The sequence below is a fragment of the Rhizobium sp. BR 249 genome (assembly GCF_047445895.1).
Taxonomy (GTDB): Bacteria; Pseudomonadota; Alphaproteobacteria; order Rhizobiales; family Rhizobiaceae; genus Rhizobium.
The window spans coordinates 18,656-38,620 of record NZ_JARWKX010000039.1 but is presented as its reverse complement, the minus strand read 5'-3'; the positions used below and the strand labels follow the sequence as shown (position 1 = coordinate 38,620).

Annotated in this window: 17 protein-coding genes; 7 read left to right on the top strand and 10 right to left on the bottom strand. The window is 61.4% G+C overall.

From position 1 onward, the window contains the following. Positions 1–416: 416 nt before the first annotated feature. Both QD408_RS25650 and sbmA read left to right on the top strand, forming a co-directional pair. A complete protein-coding gene (locus QD408_RS25650; RefSeq protein WP_414141219.1) occupies positions 417–1,601 on the top strand; it encodes a YbfB/YjiJ family MFS transporter in 1,185 nt (394 codons plus the stop codon). A gap of 121 nt (positions 1,602–1,722) precedes the next feature. Further along, entirely contained in the window at positions 1,723–2,991 is a 1,269-nt protein-coding gene (gene sbmA / locus QD408_RS25645) for a peptide antibiotic transporter SbmA (protein WP_088684621.1), read from the top strand. 268 nt (positions 2,992–3,259) lie between these two features. Here sbmA and QD408_RS25640 read toward each other — a convergent pair whose 3' ends face one another. After that, positions 3,260–4,249 carry a polysaccharide deacetylase gene (locus QD408_RS25640; RefSeq protein ID WP_414141218.1) on the bottom strand — a complete coding sequence of 330 codons (990 nt, stop codon included), beginning with the start codon at positions 4,247–4,249 and terminating at the stop codon, positions 3,260–3,262. Between the two features lie 121 nt (positions 4,250–4,370). On the opposite strand from QD408_RS25640, the gene QD408_RS25635 reads away from it, so the two are divergent. From QD408_RS25635 to der, 3 genes are all read left to right on the top strand, one after another. Further along, entirely contained in the window at positions 4,371–4,955 is a 585-nt protein-coding gene (locus QD408_RS25635) for an NnrU family protein (RefSeq protein ID WP_088684619.1), read from the top strand. A gap of 104 nt (positions 4,956–5,059) precedes the next feature. Further along, positions 5,060–5,743 carry a tetratricopeptide repeat protein gene (locus QD408_RS25630; RefSeq protein ID WP_088684618.1) on the top strand — a complete coding sequence of 228 codons (684 nt, stop codon included), beginning with the start codon at positions 5,060–5,062 and terminating at the stop codon, positions 5,741–5,743. A 15-nt stretch (positions 5,744–5,758) separates the two neighbouring features. Then, complete coding sequence (gene der / locus QD408_RS25625) at positions 5,759–7,180, top strand: ribosome biogenesis GTPase Der (protein WP_088684617.1); 1,422 nt, start codon at positions 5,759–5,761, stop codon at positions 7,178–7,180. A 321-nt stretch (positions 7,181–7,501) separates the two neighbouring features. Here the strand turns inward: der and QD408_RS25620 are convergent, their stop codons facing one another. Both QD408_RS25620 and QD408_RS25615 read right to left on the bottom strand, forming a co-directional pair. Further along, positions 7,502–8,683, bottom strand: a complete 1,182-nt coding sequence (locus QD408_RS25620) for a glycosyltransferase family 4 protein (protein WP_088684616.1) — start codon at positions 8,681–8,683, stop codon at positions 7,502–7,504. Positions 8,684–8,921: 238 nt separating this feature from the next. Then, positions 8,922–9,962: a glutamine synthetase beta-grasp domain-containing protein gene (locus QD408_RS25615; protein WP_088684615.1), complete on the bottom strand. Its 1,041-nt coding sequence runs from the start codon at positions 9,960–9,962 to the stop codon at positions 8,922–8,924. Positions 9,963–10,394: 432 nt separating this feature from the next. Between QD408_RS25615 and gstI the strand changes: the two genes are divergently transcribed. Continuing rightward, the gene (gstI, locus tag QD408_RS25610) at positions 10,395–10,586 is read left to right on the top strand and encodes a glutamine synthetase translation inhibitor GstI (RefSeq protein ID WP_088684880.1); all 192 of its coding nucleotides are present in this window, start codon (positions 10,395–10,397) and stop codon (positions 10,584–10,586) included. A 129-nt stretch (positions 10,587–10,715) separates the two neighbouring features. Here gstI and QD408_RS25605 read toward each other — a convergent pair whose 3' ends face one another. The 7 genes from QD408_RS25605 to QD408_RS25575 all read right to left on the bottom strand — a co-directional run bounded on the left by QD408_RS25605 (position 10,716) and on the right by QD408_RS25575 (position 17,928). Beyond that, positions 10,716–11,639 carry a sugar kinase gene (locus QD408_RS25605; RefSeq protein WP_088684614.1) on the bottom strand — a complete coding sequence of 308 codons (924 nt, stop codon included), beginning with the start codon at positions 11,637–11,639 and terminating at the stop codon, positions 10,716–10,718. Positions 11,640–11,790: 151 nt separating this feature from the next. After that, positions 11,791–12,132, bottom strand: a complete 342-nt coding sequence (locus tag QD408_RS25600) for a hypothetical protein (protein WP_088684613.1) — start codon at positions 12,130–12,132, stop codon at positions 11,791–11,793. Positions 12,133–12,479: 347 nt separating this feature from the next. Then, on the bottom strand, positions 12,480–13,466 hold the full coding sequence (locus tag QD408_RS25595; protein ID WP_088681862.1) for an ABC transporter ATP-binding protein: 987 nt from the start codon (positions 13,464–13,466) through the stop codon (positions 12,480–12,482). After that, positions 13,459–14,460 carry an ABC transporter ATP-binding protein gene (locus QD408_RS25590; RefSeq protein WP_088681863.1) on the bottom strand — a complete coding sequence of 334 codons (1,002 nt, stop codon included), beginning with the start codon at positions 14,458–14,460 and terminating at the stop codon, positions 13,459–13,461. Before QD408_RS25590 ends, QD408_RS25595 begins: the two co-directional genes overlap by 8 nt. Before the next feature lies 1 nt (position 14,461). Beyond that, positions 14,462–15,379, bottom strand: coding sequence for an ABC transporter permease (locus tag QD408_RS25585; RefSeq protein WP_088681864.1), 918 nt, complete (start codon positions 15,377–15,379; stop codon positions 14,462–14,464). Further along, entirely contained in the window at positions 15,376–16,299 is a 924-nt protein-coding gene (locus QD408_RS25580) for an ABC transporter permease subunit (RefSeq protein WP_088681865.1), read from the bottom strand. Before QD408_RS25580 ends, QD408_RS25585 begins: the two co-directional genes overlap by 4 nt. Positions 16,300–16,347: 48 nt before the next feature. Beyond that, on the bottom strand, positions 16,348–17,928 hold the full coding sequence (locus tag QD408_RS25575; protein WP_088681866.1) for a peptide ABC transporter substrate-binding protein: 1,581 nt from the start codon (positions 17,926–17,928) through the stop codon (positions 16,348–16,350). A 285-nt stretch (positions 17,929–18,213) separates the two neighbouring features. On the opposite strand from QD408_RS25575, the gene QD408_RS25570 reads away from it, so the two are divergent. Next, the gene (locus tag QD408_RS25570) at positions 18,214–19,959 is read left to right on the top strand and encodes an alpha-glucosidase family protein (RefSeq protein ID WP_414141217.1); all 1,746 of its coding nucleotides are present in this window, start codon (positions 18,214–18,216) and stop codon (positions 19,957–19,959) included. The last annotated feature ends 6 nt before the right edge of the window (positions 19,960–19,965 follow it).

Here is a 19,965-nt window from a genome sequence, read left to right as displayed (position 1 = left end):
CTTCGAAACATCCACTCCACATATAACTCTGTTCACGGTAACCTGCCTTGTGCGTGCGATTGGAACCAAGCGACTATTCGGTCGTGCGTGACGATGACGAAGATCCCAGGCTCATCCACGGTTGTAACCGGAGGGGGGACGGGCGACTTCGTCACGCCTCTGGTCGGGTGGCCACCCGACCAGAGGCTCAATCGCTTCCATCGCACGAAATCGCTAACGTGCAGATACAAGGGTGGTTGTGGTGGGCGCACGCGTCAATTTATTAAGCTTGGCGGCAACTACTTTCCTCTTCGCCCCTGTGTTTTTGACGTGCCGTCCTCGCTTTTCGGGGCGAGGAATTTGCACTTTTATGGAATTGATCGATCGATCAGAAATACTCGTTTGTGGCGATCGTGCTGCGGCGCGATAAGCGCAGCATGCTTTCCCGTCCGCCTCGCTCCGCGCCGAACCTCGTTGCCACCGCTGCCGCCGGCGCTGTCGCCATGGCGGCGGCGATGGGTTTCGGACGCTTCTCCTACACGCCGATCCTGCCCGGCATGATGAGCGGCGTGCCGCTTTCGGCGGCGGATGCCGGCTTCATCGCCTCGGCGAATTTCGTCGGTTATCTCGTCGGCGCCGTGCTGGCGGCCTATGGCTGGGCGGCGGGGCGGGAGCGGCTGGTGGCGCTGCTGGCGCTGTTTGCCACCGCAATCCTGCTCGCGGCCATGGCGGCCACCAATTCCGTTGCGGTCTTTGCCGTCATCCGCTTCCTTGCCGGCCTCGCCAGTGCCTTTGCGATGGTCTTCACCTCGTCGATCGTGCTCAGTCACGGCGCTGCCGCCGGCAACGACCATGTGCAGGCGGCGCATTTCGGCGGGCCGGGGGCGGGGATCGCGCTTTCCTCCGTCATGGTGCTTCTGATCGGTCTCGGTTTTCACGACGGGCCGGGCGGCTGGCGCGCCGACTGGATCGGCGGGGCGCTCTACTGCGCGGCAAGTCTCGTCATCGTCTGGCGGCTCCTGCCCTTGGAGCCGGCGCGATCGGCAAGCCGGGGCAAGGAGCCGGCGCTCGTCTGGAGCCGGCCGATGGTGCTGGTGACGCTGTCCTACGGTCTGTTCGGTTTCGGCTATGTCATCACGGCAACCTTCCTCGTCACCATCGCGCGCCTGTCGGCAACGGGAGCTTTCGTCGAATTTCTCTGCTGGTTCATCGCCGGAGTGACGGCGGCGGTGGCGCTCTTTGCCTGGAAGCCGCTGGTGCGGCCGCTCGGGCTTGGCGGCGTCTATATTGCCGCCCTTCTGGTCCAGGCGGCCGGAGTGCTTGCGACGGTGGCGCTGCCGCCGTCGGTCGCGCCGCTGATCGGCGGCGCGCTGTTCGGGGCGACGTTTCTGGCGATCACCGCTTACGGGCTGCAGATCGGGCGCAAGCTTGCGCCCGAGAGCCCGCGGCGCATCCTGGCGATGATGACGGCCGCCTTCGGCGCCGGCCAGATCGTCGGACCGGTCGTTGCCGGCTGGATCGCCGAACGCTCAGGCAGTTTCACCGTGCCGACGGTGATCGCCGCCGCCGCCCTTCTCGTCTGCGCGGCGCTCGTGATGCCGGTCATCAGGAAAATCGCCTAACCGGTTACATCTGCGTAACAATCGGCCAAACCCATTGCTGCTTCCTTCGAACTGCCTTAGTTTCCGGGCAACAAACATCTGCTGATACTCCCGAAATTCCAGTCCAGGAAAGCGCTCCCTAGTGTTTCATTCCTTCTTCCCTAAGCCGAAACTTTTCTTCACTTCACTTGCAGTATGGACGCTCGTATGTATCGCCTTGTGGTACACCGTTGGCGAACGTATTGGAGTGTCATTTGGCTACGGCCCCCTTGGCCCAGACCAGCAACCGCCAATCGGTCTGGACTTCTTTCTCCTTCCCGATAATCTTTTCTTTTATGCGTTTTTCCTAATATGCGTTGCGCTCTTCTGTGGTGCGTGGCATGTCATCGCGGCGAGCCATCCCTGGAAAATTTGGTCGGTCTGGGGTTCCGCATTAATCATCCTGACGACCTATTTTGGCGTTCAGATCTCGGTGGCGATTAACAACTGGCGTCGTCCTTTCGGCGATACGCTTCAAAATGCTCTCGATAAGTCAGGGGGCATAACAGTATGGAACTTCTACAGTCTCATGCTGATATTTGCGCAAATTGCCTTTCTAAGCATGTTCGTGTCCATTCTCGCGGACTTCTTCACCAGCCATTACGTCTTTCGTTGGCGAACGGCTATGAACGACTTCTATATGTCGCAATGGAAAAAGCTTCGGCACATCGAGGGCGCGTCTCAGCGTGTGCAAGAAGATACGATGCGATTTGCGAATATCCTGGAAGGTCTGGGTGTGAGTTTGATCAACTCCGTGATGACCCTGATCGTCTTCCTTCCAATTCTTCTATCGCTATCAAGCTATGTGAAGGAACTGCCGGTTATTGGAGAGGTATCGGACAGCTTGTTCTGGCTGGCTCTTTTCTGGTCCATCTTCGGAACCGTGCTTCTTGCGGTCGCGGGTATCAAACTTCCCGGGCTAAATTTCAAGAACCAGCGAGTTGAAGCAGCCTATCGAAAAGAGCTTGTTTATGGCGAGGATCATGAAGAGCGCGCATCTCCTTCCGTTGTGAGAGATCTATTTGGAAATGTGCGTCGAAACTACTTCAGGCTGTATTTTCACTACCTGTACTTCAATGTGGCTCGATATTTCTATATCCAAGCGGATGCGCTTTTCGTCACATTCATGCTGGTCCCGACAATCGTAGCAGGCACTATAACCTTCGGCATTTATCAGCAGATTCTGACTGCATTCGGACAGGTTAGTAACTCGTTCCAGTATCTCGTCAATTCCTGGACGACGATCATCGAGCTTCTGTCCATCCACAAGCGTCTCAGGGCCTTCGAGGCGGCCATCGATAACGAGCCGCTGCCGGATATCGACCAGCGCTATCTGGATCGGGAAGCGGGCGTAGTGCATGTGGATGGTTGATGGGTAAGCGTGGGTGGATGAACGGGGTGTGTGCCGTGTGGCCCCTCATCCGCCTGCCGGCACCGACCTGGGTGAGCCACGGGTCTCACCCGTCCTTCGGACCCCCGCTGGGGGAAGGGACTCGTGGCAGCGCCTCGCGTATATCCATCGCTTGAGAACATGTTCGCCGACTTCGCGATTCCCTATTCTCCCCAGCGGGGAGAAGGTGGCCCGAAGGGTCGGATGAGGGGGCCACACGGCACCATCTCTCGTTCTCAAAAGGTTTTCGTCAGAGCCCCGACGTCTGCTGCAATTTCCCGCGTGCCTCGATCATCGGGATCGCCTCGGAATAGCTCACGCAGGCCACATCCGCCCGGTGGCAGACGTCGGTGACCAGGCGGTTCAGCGCGCGCCAGTAGGCGCCGCCGTTCATTTCGACGAAGTGGAAGCCGAGCTGGAGGGGGATGCGATTGCCGTTGTACTGGCGGTCGAAGGCCTGGGAGAAGGCGGCGTAGGCGCGGTCTTCGAATTCCTTCGAATCCGCGCTGTCCTCCTCACCCTTGGAATGGCGGACGAAGAGGTTGTAGTCCATGCCGATGATCGGCTTTTCGTTCGGGCCTTCCGGGATCAGCGGCAAGCCGAAGCGGATGATGCCGTCTTCCTCGACGGGCATGGCCGGGCCTTTGGTGACGAGGCTCGCATCATAGGTGAAGCCCGCCTTCTTTTCGGCGGTGATCATATCGGCGCCTGCCGTGGCGGAGAGATAGGGAGCGCGAAAGCCCTTGATGCCGTGATCGACCAGATCCTGCCAGCCGGTGGGTTCTTCGAGGCCGACGCTTTTCCAGGCGTTTTTCAACGTCGCGTGAAAGGTCGCATATTCGGCCGACCAGTCGGCCTCGCTCCATTGGCGGCCGTCGAAATGGCCGCAGGCATGGCTCGATATGTCGTGGCCTTCGAGATGGGCATGCCAGATATTGCCGAGGCGCTCGCGGATCTCGTCGTCGCTCTGGGCGAAGCCGACATTGGATTTTCCGCGTTTCTGGTGCGGCGCCTGGTAGGCCTTTTTCGTCGCCTCGTTCATCAGGAAGGTGCAGGAGAGGAAATAGGTGAAGTGGGCGCCATTCTTGGCGGCCATCTCGCGGCTCTTCAGCCAGAGCGCATTGTCGTGGGCGCCGTCGAAGGAAATGATGACGAGCTGTTTCGGCCGGTCGTCCGCCTCTGCCATGACAGGAAAAACGAACGAGGCAGCCAGACAAGTGGCGAGGAGAAGACGAGACATGGGCACCGCGACAATTTGTTCGCGGTTTCCCTCCAATAGAATTGCGGCGAAGCTGCGGTCTTGCTGGCATTTTTTCCCGCTAGGCTCTAAGTCATGACAAACGGCACGGAAGGGATGCGCAATGGCACTGCTTATCGTCGGAATCATACTTTTTCTCGGGGTGCATCTGGTGCGGGTGGTGGCTCCGGGCTTCCGCCGCTCGATGATCGCGCGCCTCGGCGACAATGGCTGGCGGGCCGGCTATTCGGTCGCGAGCATCCTCACGCTGATCCTGTTGATCTACGGTTTCGGGCAGGCGCGAGCCGTGACCGGCATGCTCTACAATCCGCCGGTCTGGACGGCGCATATCGCGATCACGCTGATGCTGATCGCGATGATCTGTCTCGTCGCCTCGCTGCTGCCGGCGGGGCATATCGCGACGAAGACGAAACATCCGATGGTGCTGTCGGTGAAGATCTGGGCGCTGGCGCATCTGCTTGCCAATGGCGAGATGTCGTCGGTGCTGCTGTTTGCTGCCTTCCTCGCCTGGGGCGTGATCGTGCGCATTTCGCTCAAACGGCGGCAGCGGGCGGGCGAGATCACGCTCCGGCCATTCGTCTCGGCGAAATACGATCTCTATGCCGTCGTCATCGGCATCGTCGCCTGGGCGCTGATCATCTGGAAGCTGCACGAATGGTTGATCGGAGTTTCCCCGCTCGTTATGTAGTGAATCTTTCACATCCCCCTTACAACGGCTGCAAAATGGGGTAGAAGGCCCGACAAATATGCATTCTGCATAGTGTTTGGGTATTTCCGCGGCCGGAGACGAGAATGGCATTCAACGACGACAGCTTCATCCGTGAAGTCAATGAAGAACTGCGGTCCGACCAGATGAAGGGCGCATGGCGCCGCTTCGGCCGCTATATCATCGTCGTCGCCATCCTGATCGTCGTCGGCACCGCCGGCAAGGTTCTCTATGAATATTGGGACGACAACCGCTCTTCCGGCGCCGGTGATCAGTTCCTGGCGGCGATGAAGCTTGCCGACGAGAACAAGAACGACGAGGCGCTGGCCGCGCTCGACAAGCTGGAGAAGGAAGGCCATGGCGCCTATCCGGTGCTGGCGCGCATGCGGGCCGCGACCGTCCAGGCGCACAAGGGCGATGCTGCCGCCGCGATTGCCGCCTTCAACGAGATCGGCAAGGACAAGGGCGTTCCCGCCGCCGTGCGCGATGCCGCCAAGATGCGTGCCGGCTGGCTGTTGATCGAAAACGGCTCCTACGAGCAGGTTTCGGCGGCGATCGAGGAAATGGCCGTGCCGGGCAACGCCTTCCGCCATTCGGCGCGTGAAGCGCTCGGCCTTGCCGCCTATAAGGCCGGCAACATGGCGCAGGCGCGCCAGTGGTTCCAGTCGATCGCCGATGACGCCGACAGCCCGCGCAATGTTGCCAATCGCGCCCATATGATGCTTGATCTCATTACCGCATCCGGCAAGGCGCCCGCCGCGCAGGGTTAAGCTTAAGGAAATAGAATGAGTTTCACGGTCGCGATCGTCGGTCGTCCGAATGTCGGCAAGTCGACGCTTTTCAACCGCCTTGTCGGGAAGAAGCTGGCGCTGGTCGACGATACGCCTGGGGTGACGCGTGACCGCCGGCCGGGCGATGCGCGGCTGATGGGTCTGACCTTCACGATCATCGACACGGCCGGTCTCGAAGAGGCCGATGAAGAAAGCCTGCAGGGCCGCATGCGCGCCCAGACGGAAGCAGCGATCGACGAGGCCGATCTTTCGCTCTTCGTCGTCGATGCCAAGAACGGCCTGACGCCTGTCGACACCGCGCTTGCCGAAATGCTGCGCCGGCGCGGCAAGCCGGTGGTGCTCGTCGCCAACAAATCCGAAGCGCGCGGCTCCGACAGCGGCTTCTACGACGCCTATACGCTCGGCCTCGGCGAGCCGACGCCGATCTCGGCCGAGCACGGGCAGGGCATGCTCGATCTGCGCGACGCGATCGTCGAGGCGATCGGCAAGGACCGGGCCTATGCGAAGGAGGATGTTGCCGTCACCGACGTCGACGTTTCCGATACGGCTGGTGAGGGTGAGGACGAGGATGAAGAGCCCGCCTATGACGAGACCAAGCCGCTCCGAGTGGCGATCGTCGGGCGTCCTAATGCCGGTAAGTCGACGCTGATCAACCGTTTCCTCGGCGAGGACCGGCTGCTGACCGGGCCGGAGGCGGGCATCACCCGCGATTCCATCTCGGTCGAATGGGATTGGCGCGGCCGCACCATCAAGATGTTCGATACGGCGGGCATGCGCCGCAAGGCGCGGGTGACAGAGAAGCTGGAGAAGCTTTCCGTCGCCGATGCGCTGCGCGCCATCCGCTTCGCCGAAACCGTCGTGATCGTCTTCGACGCGACGATCCCTTTCGAGAAGCAGGACCTGCAGATCGTCGACCTGGTGCTGCGCGAGGGCCGCGCGGCCGTTCTTGCCTTCAACAAGTGGGATATGATCGAGGATCGCCAGGCGGTGCTTGCGGATCTGCGCGAAAAGACCGACCGGCTGCTGCCGCAGGCGCGCGGCATCCGCGCCGTGCCGATCTCCGGCCAGACCGGCTGGGGCCTCGACAAGCTGATGCAGTCGATCATCGACACGGACAGGGTCTGGAACAAGCGCATCTCGACGGCGCGGCTCAACCGCTGGCTGGAGACACAGCAGATCCAGCATCCGCCACCGGCCGTTTCCGGCCGCCGGATCAAGCTGAAATACATGACGCAGGTCAAGGCCCGCCCGCCCGCCTTCATGATCTCCTGCACCCGCTCGGACGCGCTGCCGGAATCCTATACGCGCTACCTGATCAACGGGCTGCGCAACGATTTCGACATGCCGAGCGTGCCGATCCGCATCCATTTCCGCTCGCCGGATAATCCGTTCGAAGGCAAGAAGAGGCGGACGTAGGGTTTAAGGGGCGCTGGTTGGGGGGCTTGCGCGGCATTGTTGCGCCGTCGTGTGGCCACCCCCCTCTGCCCTGCCCGGCCCGGGGTCGAGCCACGGGTCTCGACCCGTCCTTCGGACCCCCCACAAGGAGGGAGATTGGCTGGACGTGATGGCTTCCCCAAACAACTGGCCGTCACGTGGATCGTAAAATTGGGGCGAGGCATGGCTTCTTGCCGATCTCCACCCTTGTGGGGGAGATGCCCGGCAGGGCAGAGGGGGGCCAAGCACCGCCACGTTTATCGTGATCTCAGCGGCTAAGCCGCGAAAATCTCGCAAGCGCAATCAGTCCCCAGACGGGACAGGCCCGGCGGTTTCGCCGGGCTTTCTGCTTCTTGGAAGCGACTTGGCGAATTGCCAGGCCTTCTTCCATTTCGGCGTGATCACGCCGTTTGCGGCGCGGATGTTGTTGATGAACTGCAGCGTCGCCGCTTCCCAGGAATATTGCATGGCGAGCGCATGCGCCTTTTCGCGCGAAGCGGAGAGGGCGGCAAGGCAGGCGGCGCGAAGGTCCGTGTCGAGCGCGCCGACCTCGCTGTCTTCGCCGATGATGTCGAGGGGGCCGGTCACCGGATAGGCGGCGACCGGCACGCCCGATGCCAGCGCTTCGAGGATGGTGTTGCCGAAAGTGTCGGTGAGCGAGGGAAAGACGAAGACGTCAGCCTGGGCATAGGCCTGCGCCAGTTCCTCGCCGAACTTCACGCCGGCGAAGAAGACTTGGGGATATTGCTTTTCGAGCTCGGCACGCGCCGGGCCGTCGCCGACGACGACCTTCGAGCCCGGCAGATCGAGATCGAGGAAGGCCGGCAGGTTCTTTTCGAGCGCCACGCGGCCGACGGTCATGAAGATCGGGCGCGGCAGGCCGAAGGGTTTTTCCTCCAGCGCCATCGGGCGGAACTGCGTGGCGTCGATGCCGCGGCTCCAGGGCATGAGATTGCGGATGCCCTTTTCCGACAGTTCGCGCGCAAGGCTCGGCGTCGCCACCATGCAGCCGGCGCCGCCATTGTGGAACCAGCGAACGAAGGAATAGAGCCAGCTCTTCGGGATCGGCAGGCGCGCCGCGACATATTCCGGGAAACGCGTGTGGTAGCTCGTCGAAAACGGCATACGGTTCTTCAGGCACCAGCGGCGAGCGGTCAGCCCGAGCGGGCCTTCGGTGGCGATATGCACGTAGGAGGGATTGTGCTTTTCGATCTCGCGGGCGATGCGGCGATAGCCGGCGATCGACAGGCGGATTTCGGGATAGGTCGGGCAGGGGATGCTGTTGAAGCGCTCGGGCGTCACCATCGACACCTCGACGCCCATCTTCGCCAGCTCGCGATTGGTGTTTTCGATCGAGCGCACGACGCCGTTGACCTGCGGATGCCAGGCGTCGGTAACGATTACCAGCCGTTCGGGCAGTTTGCCGGCGGAGGCGGCATTGGCCCAGCTCTCGCCGCTGTAAGTGTTTGCCGGACGTTGCAGCATGTCACGATTTCCATCCGCGTTGCAGTGATATGGCAACGCTCAACCCCAAAGCGGGGTTCCGGAACGGCGATTCCCGCTTGCCTATTTTGAGGCATGACCATGATGGAAATATTACAGCCGCTTGCCAGTGTTTTCAGGCTTTTAGCGGCTCGATCGCCGCGAATATGTCAGCGGCCGATCGCAGTTTTCAAGCAGAAAGAATGACGGCGCCGGTCGGGGACCGGCGCCGCTTGGGAGGTTAGGCGGCAGCGGAAGCGGAACCGGCGAGCGGAACTTCCGAGATCGTCTTCAGAACCTGCGAAGCGATCTGGTAGGGGCAGCCCTGCGAGTTCGGGCGGCGATCTTCCAGATAGCCCTTGTAGTCGTTCTTGACGAAGGAATGCGGGACGCGGATCGAAGCGCCACGGTCGGCAACGCCGTAGGAGAACTTGTTCCACGGAGCCGTCTCGTGCTTGCCGGTCAGGCGCTTGTCGTTGTCGGGGCCGTAGACGTTGATGTGGTCCATCAGGTTCTTTTCGAACTGCGCCATCAGCGCTTCGAAATAGGCCTTGCCGCCGACTTCGCGCATGTACTTGGTCGAGAAGTTGCAGTGCATGCCCGAACCGTTCCAGTCGGTGTCGCCGAGCGGCTTGCAGTGGTACTCGATGTCGATGCCGTACTTTTCAGTCAGGCGCTGCAGCAGGTAGCGCGCCATCCAGATCTGGTCGGCGGCCTTCTTGGAGCCCTTGCCGAAAATCTGGAATTCCCACTGGCCCTTGGCCACCTCGGCATTGATGCCTTCGTGGTTGATGCCGGCAGCAAGGCAGAGATCGAGATGCTCTTCGACGATTTCGCGGGCGACGTCACCAACGTTCGAATAGCCGACGCCGGTGTAGTAGGGGCCCTGCGGAGCCGGATAACCCTGCTCGGGGAAGCCGAGCGGACGGCCGTTCTGATAGAAGAAATATTCCTGCTCGAAGCCGAACCATGCATCTTCGTCGTCGAGAATGGTGGCGCGGGCGTTGCTCGGGTGCGGCGTGACGCCATCGGGCATCATGACTTCGCACATCACGAGCGCGCCGTTGGTGCGGGCCGGATCGGGATAGATGGCGACGGGCTTCAGCACGCAATCGGAGCTGCGGCCTTCGGCCTGCTGCGTCGAGGAGCCGTCAAAGCCCCAGAGCGGAAGCTGTTCCAGCGTCGGGAATGCGTCGAATTCCTTGATCTGCGTCTTGCCGCGCAGGTTCGGGACCGGAGTGTAACCATCGAGCCAAATATACTCGAGCTTAAATTTTGTCATCGTGACTCTCTCAATGCTACGAAGGTGAGCAAATCCGGAGACGATCTCGGCGCATGCACGCACCCGACCGCCAGGGGATGCACCTATTAATGCATGTAGCGTGCCAGTTTGACGCCCAGTTAAGGAAAAATCCCGAATCAGCCGGTCGGCGTGTGTGTTTTTCTGTCTTTGAAAGCGGCCCGATGGTGCGGCCGAGGGCTGATTCATCAAGAAGAAAGGAGATTTTCCGCTTTGGAACCGGATGAAAATTTGGGCGTTAGCTTAAACTGATGAAGTGTTGAACAAATAGGCGGACGCTTCTCACGTAGACAGCATATCGATCAATCACAACCATGGTTATGCATATAATTTGTGCAATTTGCATAAACTATGTGCATTGTGCTATGGTTTCGGTGCTGAATGTTGATGCGAGAGCTGAATGGAGGCGATCTCATGCCCACCGGTTTCCATCGTGAATCCGCAACGATCTACCAGTTTCCCGTCAAGCCGCCGCGGGCTGTGAGCCGGTTCGAACGCGCCCGGATGATGGAGCGCGAGGCAGCCGATGTCTGCGATGCCGCGCTCGACAGCTGCTGGTATCATGACGAGGCGGTTCGCGAGACCGATCGGCCGACGAAGTCCTGATCTCTACTTTCGCTCCCGAGGGCGGAAATGCCGACAAGGCGGGGAGCGCCCCCGCATGGCGTTTGAATATGGCGTCATGCGCGAGTCTAGCGCATCGGGCTTTGTGCGTCCGAAAGGACGCACCGCGTTCTAGCCGACGTTCAAACCAAGCTTTTCCTTGACGACCAATGCGCCGTGTTCACTGACGACACGGGCTGCGACGCGTGCCGCAAAGCGGGCGGCGTCGGGTGCATCGCCGGTTTCCAGATAGTGGGCGAGGAAGGCGCCGTTGAAACTGTCGCCGGCGCTTGTCGTATCGACCACCGTCTCGACCTTTTCGGCCGGAACGAAGGTCTCATCGCCAGCAAAATTCAATCTGACGCCGTCCGCGCCGTTCTTGACGACGACATGGATGGCGCCGAGCGCGAGATAGCGCTGGATCGTCGCCTCGATCGAATCGTCGCCGAAATGGGCGGCCTCGTCGTCGAAGCTCGGCATGACGAGCACGGAGGAGCGGGCGCCCTCGCTGATCGTCGCATGCATTATATCGTAGCTGGACCACAGGCGCGGACGGATGTTCGGATCGAAGACCACGAGCTTGCCGGCCGCCTTGGCGCGGCGGACCTCCGCCAGCAGCGTCGCGGCATCCTCCTGGGGCAAGATGGCAAGGGTGATGCCGGAGAAATAGACGAGGTCGGCGCTTTCCACCGCCTCGCGCAGCCGGTCGGGATCGGCGGCGAGGCTGCGGGCGGCGGAACTGTCGCGCCAGTAGCTGAAGGAGCGTTCGCCGTTCTTCAGGTTGATCATATAGAGGCCGGGGGTCTTGCCCTTGATGCGGCGGATGAGGCTGGTGCCGATCCCCGCCTTTGCAATGAAGGCCGCCATCTCGTCCGACATGGCGTCGTCGCCGAGAGCCGTGAAATAATCGACCGACCAGTCGGGGCCAAGGCAGGCGCGGGCATACCAGGCGGTGTTGAACGTATCGCCGGCGAAGCCTTTGCGCAGCAGGCCGTCACCTGTCTGCGAGAGCTCCACCATGCATTCACCGATCGATAGAAACCGTCTTCCGCTCACCTGATCCTCCCGATATCGGAGCGCCGCTGATCAACAGGACGCTTCCATCCGCTGATACGCGGAGGCGGGCGGGGTGACAAGCGCCGATGTAACGCGAAATGAAAAGCCCGCCTTCGCGGACGAAGCGAAGGCAGGCTTTGGAGAAGGCTGCTTATTCGTGGATGGTGTAGCTGCCGAGTTCGCAAAGGTCCTGCGTGTCTTCGGTGGTGTCGAGATTCGAGTTTTCGTCGAATTCGAAACGCATATCGTATTTGCAGACGGTGCGGCCGTCGGCGATGGTGATGTTCATAGTCTCGCCTGGATTGAGAACATCCTCGCCGAACACGTCTTCTTCCCAACTGTCGACGCCCGCCGGCGAGCTGTAGAAACGGGTCAGCACGGAATTGGTGCCGTTGGTGAGCTGGAACTTCAGATCTTCGGCATGCGACGATACGGCGGAGGCAGAGACGATCGCGGCCGCAAGCGCGATAGATCCCAATACTTTCGATTTCATGTATGCGTTCCCCTGGCCCATGAGTAGGCGAGGATAGGGGTAGCATATACTCTTATAAATCTTTGTTATCGGGGATTTTAGATTCCAAAATAAGTCTGTTTTCGGAACGCTTCACTCTGGAAGATGGAGGGGCCGATATCATGAAAGAGCGAAGCTGCTGCCCGCGACTTTCAGACCGCGAAAAAATCGCCACCCCCTCCTTCGTCATGCTCGGCCTTGTGCCGAGCATCTGCCTCCGTTGGATAGGGCAGTAGATCCTCGGCACAAGGCCGAGGATGACGTCGCGGGTTGTTTTGCAGTGGTTTGTCAGCCTCCCGAAGGCCGCCCTCAGGCGGCTTTCCTTCCACTTAGGGCCTGTCCATATGATAGCAGGCAGCCTTCTGGCCGGGGCGGACCTCCTCGGTCGGCGGCATTTCGGTGCGGCAGATATCGGTCGCCTTCCAGCAGCGGGGAGAGAAGACGCAGCCTTTCGGCGGGTTGAGCGGCGAGGGCGGGTCGCCCTGCAGGCGGATGCGGGTGCGCAGGCGTGCGAGCTTCGGGTCCGGGATCGGGGCTGCGGAAAAGAGCGCCTGGGTATAGGGGTGGGCGGGATGATCGAAGACGGTGGCGCAGTCGCCTGATTCCACCACGCGGCCGAGATAGAGCACCAGCACATCGTCGGAGATCAGACGTACGACGGAAAGGTCATGGCTGATGAAGATCAGCGTCAGGCCGAATTCCTTGCGCAGCTTGCGCAGGAGCGTGATCACCTGGCCCTGGATCGAGACGTCGAGGGCCGACACCGGCTCGTCGCAGATGATGAGCTTCGGCCTGGTGACGACGGCGCGGGCGATGCCGATGCGCTGCGCCTGGCCGCCGGAGAATTCGTGCGGATAGCGGTTGATCATCTCCGGCGCCAGGCCGACGGCGCTCATGATCTCGCGCACGCGTTCGGTGCGCTCGGCCCTGGAAAGCTTCGGCTCGAAGACGGTGAGCGGCTCGGCGATGATGTCGCCGACCGTCATGCGTGGGTCGAGCGAGGCGATCGGATCCTGGAAGATGATCTGCATGTCGCGGCGCGCCGCGCGCATTTCCTCTTCCGTGAGGTCGAGAAGATTGCGGCCCTGCCAGAGGATGCGGCCCTTCTGCGATTTCAGGAGCCGCAGGATGGAGCGGCCGAGCGTGGATTTGCCGCAGCCGGATTCTCCGACGACGCCGAGCGTGCGGCCTTCGGCGAGATCGAAGCTGACATTGTTGACGGCGGTGAGGAAGACCGGCGGCTTGAACAGGCCCTTCGCCGGCAGCTCGAACTGGGTCGTCAGGTTCTCGACCCTCAGAAGCGATCGGTCAGCCATGGTTCAGCAACTCCTCACGACGCGGGAAGGGATGGTAGCAGGCGGCACAGTGGCGCGGCGCCAGGATTTCCAGCGCGGGCGGACGATCGATGCAATCGTCCTGGACCTGCGAACAGCGCGGCGAGAAATTACAGCCCTTCGGCAGGTGCTGCAGGTTCGGCGGACGGCCGGGAATGACGACGAGATCGTCGACATCCTGGTCCGGGCGCGGGATCGAGGCATGCAGCGCGGCCGTATAGGGATGGGCCGGGTTGTCGAAGAGTTCATCGACCGGCGCCTCCTCGACGATGCGGCCGGCATACATGACGGCGACGCGGTCGGCGAGGCCGGCGACGACGCCGAGATCGTGGGTGATCATGATGAGCGCCGTGTTCATCTCCGCCGTCAGATCGTTGAAGAGATCGAGGATCTGCGCCTGGATGGTCACGTCGAGCGCCGTCGTCGGCTCGTCGGCGATCAGGAGCTTCGGCTTGGTGAGCAGCGCCATGGCGATGACGATGCGCTGGCGCATGCCGCCGGAGAGTTCGTGCGGATAGAGGTGGAAGCGCCGTGTCGGATCAGGGATGCCGACGCGCTTCAGCATGTCGAGGGCCGCGTCGGAAGCGGCGCGCGCCGTCAGGCCGCGGTGAACCTCCAGCTGTTCCGTGAGCTGCCGGGAAATTTTTAGCGACGGGTTCAGCGCGGTCATCGGGTCCTGGAAGACCATGGCCATGTCCTTGCCGCGGATCTGGTCGAGCTCGCGCGGTTTCAGCGACAGCACGTCCTTGCCTTCGAGCAGCGCCTGTCCTGTCGTTTTGCCGTTCTTGGCAAGCAGGCCCATGATGCCGAGGAAGGTCTGGCTCTTGCCGGAGCCGGACTCGCCGACGATGGCGACACGCTCGCCGCGCCGGACGGTGAGGTTCATGTTGGAGACCGCCTTCACCTCTCCATCAGGCGTCGCGAAGGTGATCGAGTAGTCCTTGAGTTCGAGGAGGACGTCTTTTTCTTGGAGCATTCTATCGATCCTTCGGGTCGAACGCATCGCGCAGGCCGTCTCCGATGAAGAGCAGGCTGAGCAGCAGGGCGACGAGGAAGCTTGCCGGGAAGATCAGCAGCCAGGGCATGCTTTCCATGGCATCGGTCCCTTCCGCGATCAGGGTGCCGAGCGAGGTCAGCGGTTCCTGCACGCCGAAGCCGAGATAGGAGAGGAAGCTTTCCGTGGCGATGATTTCAGGCACCGTCAGCGCCGCGAAGATGACGACGGGGCCGACGAGGTTCGGGATGATGTGCTTGACGATGATCTTGAACGGCCGCTGCCCGGATGCGCGGGCCGCCTCGATGAATTCGCGATGCTTGATCGACAGCGTCTGGCCGCGCACGATGCGGGCCATGGTCAGCCATTCCAGCGCGCCGATCGCGGCAAAGAGCAGATAGACGTTGCGGCCGAAGATTACCATCAGCAGGATGACGAAGAGGATGTAGGGAAGCGCGTACATGATGTCGACGAAGCGCATCATGATCGCATCCAGCCTGCCGCCGATATAGCCCGATATCGCGCCGTAGAGCACGCCGATGACGACGGAAACGACGGTTGCCGTCAGCGCCACGGCCAGCGAGACGCGAGTGCCGTAGAGGACGCGGGCGAGAAGGTCGCGGCCGTTCGGGTCGGTGCCGAAATAATGGCCGGTTTCGATCGAGGGCGGGATGCGGAAAGCCGCCCAATCCGGGTCCTCGTAGTTGAAGGGAATGAACCACGGGCCGAGGAAGGCGGCGAGGATCAGCAGCGCCAGGACGGCGATCGAGAGCACGGCGGCCTTGTTGCGTGCCAGGCGGCGTAGCGCATCCCTGGTGAGCGAACGGCCTTCGGGCGCCAGACCCTCCGCCTCCAGAAGTTCCTGGGCGAGCAGCTCGCGTTTTGCGGGGTTGAGGATCATCGGTTTCTCACTTTCGGATCGAGCCACGCATAGGCGATATCGACGAGAAGGTTCAGGAACACGATCAGCACCATGTAGAAGATGACCGTACCGAGAACCATGCCGTAATCGCGGTTCAACGCCGCATTGACGAAGTAGCGGCCGATGCCGGGCAATCCGAAGATGCTCTCGACGACCAGCGAGCCGGTGAGAAGGTAGCTTGCCGCCGGTCCGAGATAGGAGACGACGGGCATCAGCGCGGGCTTCAGCGCATGGCGCATCACCGTCAGCCGTGGGCCGATGCCCTTGGCCTTGGCGGTGCGGATGAAGTTCTGGTTCATCACCTCGATCATCGAGCCGCGGGTGATGCGCGAGATGCGGCCCGCATGCGGCAGGGCCAGAACGACGATCGGCAGGATGAGATATTTGATCGAGCCGTCACCCCAGCCGCCGACCGGAAACCAGGCGAGATGAATGCCGAAAATGAGCTGCAGGATCGGCGCGATCAGGAAATTCGGCAGCACCACGCCCACCAGGATGAGGGCGCCGAGAATATAGTCCGGCGCCTTGTTCTGGTAGAGCGCCCCAAGACAGCCGACGGCCACACCGACGACGATGGCGATCAGGAAGGCGGCGGTGCCGATGGTGAAAGTATAAGGCAGACCGATCATGATCTGCTGGGCGACGGTGAAGTCTTCGCTCGCGAAGGAGGGGCCGAGATCGCCCCGGAGCAGGTCGCCGACATAAATCAGATACTGCTGGATCAGCGGCTTATCGAGATTGTAGTGGACCGCGAGGTTTTTCAGGATCACCGGCGGCAATGGCCTTTCGCCATCGAACGGGCCGCCGGGGGCAAGGCGCAAAACGAAAAAGCAGGCTGTGACGGCGATCCACAGAACGGGGATCGTCGATAGCAGGCGACGGAGGGCGTATTTGATCATGGTCGTGGGCCGGTCCTTTCCGCAGGGCGCGGAAAGGACCGTTTTCCCTTACTCTTTCATCGACAGCCAGCGCGTGCGGTGGATGTCCTGGATGTTGTCGACGAAGCCTTCGATCTTCGGTGAGACGACGTTCTTCGAGACATAATAGTAGATCGGCAGGGCCGCGGATTCATCAAGCGCCAGCTGCTCGGCCTTCTTGAAGATTTCGGCGCGCTTGGTGAGGTCCGTCTCAGCGTTGCCGTCCTTGATGAGCTTGTCATATTCGGGATTGGACCAGCGGCCGTAATTCATCTGCACGCCTGTCACCAGGAGGTTCAGGAAATTGTCCGGGTCGTTGTAATCGGCGAGCCAGCCGGCACGGCCGATTTCCACCTGGCCGCGCTGCATCTGGTCGTAATGCACCTTGGTTTCGGCGTTGACGAGCTCGACATTGACGCCGAGCGGCTTCCACATGGACGCGATCGCGACGGCGATGCGTTTGTGGTTGTCGTTGGTGTTGTAGCTGAGCACCGCGTGGAGCGGCTTGTCGGGACCGAAGCCGGCTTCGGCGAGCAGCTTCTTGGCTTCCGCGACCTTCTCGTTATAGGGCAGGTCCTTCCAGCTGACATAGGCCGGCTCGCCATAGTTCGCCGTGCCCGGCGGAACCCAGGAATAGGCCGGCAGTTCGCCGGTGCCGAGGATCTGCGGGCCGATGACTTCGCGGTTGATCGCCATGGACAGCGCCTGGCGGACGCGCTTGTCGCTGAAAGGCGGCTTCTGCGAGTTGACGACGTAATAATAGAGGCCGGAGAAGGGGGCGACATGCGCCTGGCCCGGCAGGTTCTTCTTCATCCATTCGTACTGGTCTGTCGGGAAGTCGGTGAGGATATCGAATTCGCCGGCGCGGTAACGTTTCAGTGCGGCTTCCTGATCTTCGAGCACGAAGAACTTGGCGCCGTCGATCTTCAGGTCCTTGGTGCCATACCACTGATCGTTCTTGACGGTCGTGACATGCGAGCCCGGAACCCACTCGGTTGGCTTGTAAGGCCCGTTGGTGACGATGTTGCCGATCTTGACCCAATCCTGGCCCTTCGCTTCGACGACGTGCTTGGGAAGCGGGTAGGCGGTGTAGTGCATCAGGGCATTGAGGAAGTAGGGGGTCGGGTTCTCAAGCGTGATTTCGAGCGTCTTGTCGTCGATCGCCTTGACGCCCAGCTGGCTGAGGTCGGTGATCTCGCCCTTGTTGATCTTTTCGGCGTTCTTGATGGTGAACTGCAGATAGGCGTAGTCGGCGGCGTTCTTCGGGTCGACGAGGCGCTGGAAGGCGAAGACGAAGTCTCCTGCCGTTACCGGCTGGCCATCGGACCACTTGATGCCGTCGCGAAGCTTGAAGGTGTAGACCTTGCCGTCGGGCGAGATGGTCCAGCTTTCGGCCTGGCCGGGGATCGGATTGTCCTTGGCGTCCTCGGTGACGAGGCCTTCGAAGATGTCGCCGGCGATGCGATTCTCCCAGTCGCCTGAAAGTTTCTGCGGATCGAGCGACTGCGGATCTCCGCCATTGTGAATATTGAGCGTGGCCGCATGGGCCGAAAATGCCAGCAACGTGCCAAGCATTGCGGAGGCGAGAAATTTTTTCGCGAAATGGTTCATCGTGGGTCCACCTTCCTAGGCTTTGCGCCTTTATTAGACATTTGTTCCCGGTGTTTGACCTCTTACGTGCAGGTCAGTGCGCACCTTATCGCAAAGGAATCGCGTTGCAACCCCAAATCCGGAGGCTGGAAACGGGTTGTGGACAAGCCTATATACGTCTCCCCCTTGTCGGATCGCGACGACCTGTCGCGACATCGGCGGCACTTTCATAACGGCTTGATGTGGTTGTCTTTTGTTTCGTCCGCTTTAGTGTGGCGAGCACGAACAAGGCAGGAGACGTAGCCGATGGCATTGCAGACGGGCGGGAATGCGGACTGGTGGCGCGGAGCGGTGATCTATCAGGTCTATCCGCGCTCGTTTCAGGACACGAACAGCGACGGGCTCGGCGATCTCAAGGGAATTACCCGCCGGCTGCCGCATATCGCCAGCCTCGGCGTCGACGCGGTCTGGCTCTCGCCTTTCTTCAAGTCGCCGATGGCCGACATGGGCTACGACGTTTCAGATTATTGCGACGTCGACCCGATCTTCGGCACGCTTGCCGATTTCGATGAGATGATGGCGGAGGCGCACAGGCTCGGCATCAAGGTCGTCATCGACCAGGTGATCTCGCACACGTCCGACCGGCACCCCTGGTTCGTCGAGAGCCGGGCGAGCCGGACCAATCCGAAGGCGGACTGGTATGTCTGGGCCGATCCGAAGCCCGATGGGACCGCGCCGAACAACTGGCTGTCGATCTTCGGCGGGCCGGGCTGGGAATGGGACGGCGTGCGCCGGCAATATTACCAGCACAATTTCCTCACTTCGCAGCCGGACCTCAATTTCCACAGCAGCGAAGTGCAGGATGCGGTGCTGGAGACGGTGAAGTTCTGGCTCGAGCGCGGCGTCGACGGCTTCCGGCTGGATACGGTCAATTATTATTTCTGCGACAGAGAGCTCAGAAGCAATCCACCGCACGAGCCCGATACCAGCGACGGCGGCCTCGATGCGCCCGACAGCAATCCCTACGGCATGCAGAACCACCTTTACGACAAGACGCAGCCGGAGAACGTCGAATTCCTCAAGCGCTTCCGGGCACTGCTCGACCGGTATGAGGATCGCACGACCGTCGGCGAAGTCGGCGACGGCGCGCGCTCGCTGAAGACGGTGGCGGCCTATACGAGCGGCGATGACAAGCTGCACATGTGCTACACTTTCGACTTGCTGGGGCCGGAATTCACCGCCGCGCATATTCGCGGCTGCGTCGAGGCTTTTCAGAAGGTCGTCACGGACGGCTGGGTCTGCTGGGCCTTCTCCAATCACGACGTCATGCGCCATGTCAGCCGGTTCGCGCTGACGGAGGAGGAGCGGCCTGTCATCGCCAAGCTCGCGATCTCGGTGCTTGCGGCGCTGCGCGGCTCGATCTGCCTCTATCAGGGCGAGGAGCTCGGCCTGCCGGAGGCGGAACTCGCCTTCGAGGATCTGCGCGACCCCTACGGCATCCGCTTCTGGCCGGCCTTCAAGGGCCGCGACGGATGCCGCACGCCGATGCCCTGGGAAGCCGGCAAGGCGCATGCGGGCTTCACCTCTGCCGAGAAGAGCTGGCTGCCCGTGCCCTACGAGCAGGCCGCACTTTCCGTCGATACGCAGGAGGCAAGCGACAGCTCGGTACTCAATCACTACCGCAAGACGCTCGCTTTCCGGAAGAGCCATCCGGCGCTGATCGATGGTGAGATGACCTTTATCGGCACCAACCAGGACCTGCTCGCCTTCACCCGCGAAAAGGGCGGGGAAAGGTTGCTCTTCGTTTTCAATCTGACGCGCAAACCTGCCGAATTCCGCCTGCCTGGCGGCATGGCGCTCGGGGAGGCGCTCGCCATGCCCGGGTTTGAGGCGGTGGCGGGTTCGGGGTCGGTGAAGCTTGCGGCGCTGGATGGGTTTTGTGCACGGGTTTCGGCAGGCGGTGCGAGCGGGGATGGTCTGTCGAAGCTGCTCGACAAAGTATCCGATGCGAAGCCGGTCGAAGGCGACGAATTGCCGGAAGGTTGGCGATAGAGGTTG

Coding starts and splice junctions, on each gene's coding strand:
- QD408_RS25650 (WP_414141219.1), top strand. CDS start 417: ATGCTTTCCCGTCCGCCTCGCTCCGCGCCGAACCTCGTTGCCACCGCT.
- QD408_RS25640 (WP_414141218.1), bottom strand. CDS start 4,249: ATGTCTCGTCTTCTCCTCGCCACTTGTCTGGCTGCCTCGTTCGTTTTT.
- QD408_RS25635 (WP_088684619.1), top strand. CDS start 4,371: ATGGCACTGCTTATCGTCGGAATCATACTTTTTCTCGGGGTGCATCTG.
- QD408_RS25630 (WP_088684618.1), top strand. CDS start 5,060: ATGGCATTCAACGACGACAGCTTCATCCGTGAAGTCAATGAAGAACTG.
- der (WP_088684617.1), top strand. CDS start 5,759: ATGAGTTTCACGGTCGCGATCGTCGGTCGTCCGAATGTCGGCAAGTCG.
- QD408_RS25620 (WP_088684616.1), bottom strand. CDS start 8,683: ATGCTGCAACGTCCGGCAAACACTTACAGCGGCGAGAGCTGGGCCAAT.
- QD408_RS25615 (WP_088684615.1), bottom strand. CDS start 9,962: ATGACAAAATTTAAGCTCGAGTATATTTGGCTCGATGGTTACACTCCG.
- gstI (WP_088684880.1), top strand. CDS start 10,395: ATGCCCACCGGTTTCCATCGTGAATCCGCAACGATCTACCAGTTTCCC.
- QD408_RS25600 (WP_088684613.1), bottom strand. CDS start 12,132: ATGAAATCGAAAGTATTGGGATCTATCGCGCTTGCGGCCGCGATCGTC.
- QD408_RS25595 (WP_088681862.1), bottom strand. CDS start 13,466: ATGGCTGACCGATCGCTTCTGAGGGTCGAGAACCTGACGACCCAGTTC.
- QD408_RS25590 (WP_088681863.1), bottom strand. CDS start 14,460: ATGCTCCAAGAAAAAGACGTCCTCCTCGAACTCAAGGACTACTCGATC.
- QD408_RS25585 (WP_088681864.1), bottom strand. CDS start 15,379: ATGATCCTCAACCCCGCAAAACGCGAGCTGCTCGCCCAGGAACTTCTG.
- QD408_RS25580 (WP_088681865.1), bottom strand. CDS start 16,299: ATGATCAAATACGCCCTCCGTCGCCTGCTATCGACGATCCCCGTTCTG.
- QD408_RS25575 (WP_088681866.1), bottom strand. CDS start 17,928: ATGAACCATTTCGCGAAAAAATTTCTCGCCTCCGCAATGCTTGGCACG.
- QD408_RS25570 (WP_414141217.1), top strand. CDS start 18,214: ATGGCATTGCAGACGGGCGGGAATGCGGACTGGTGGCGCGGAGCGGTG.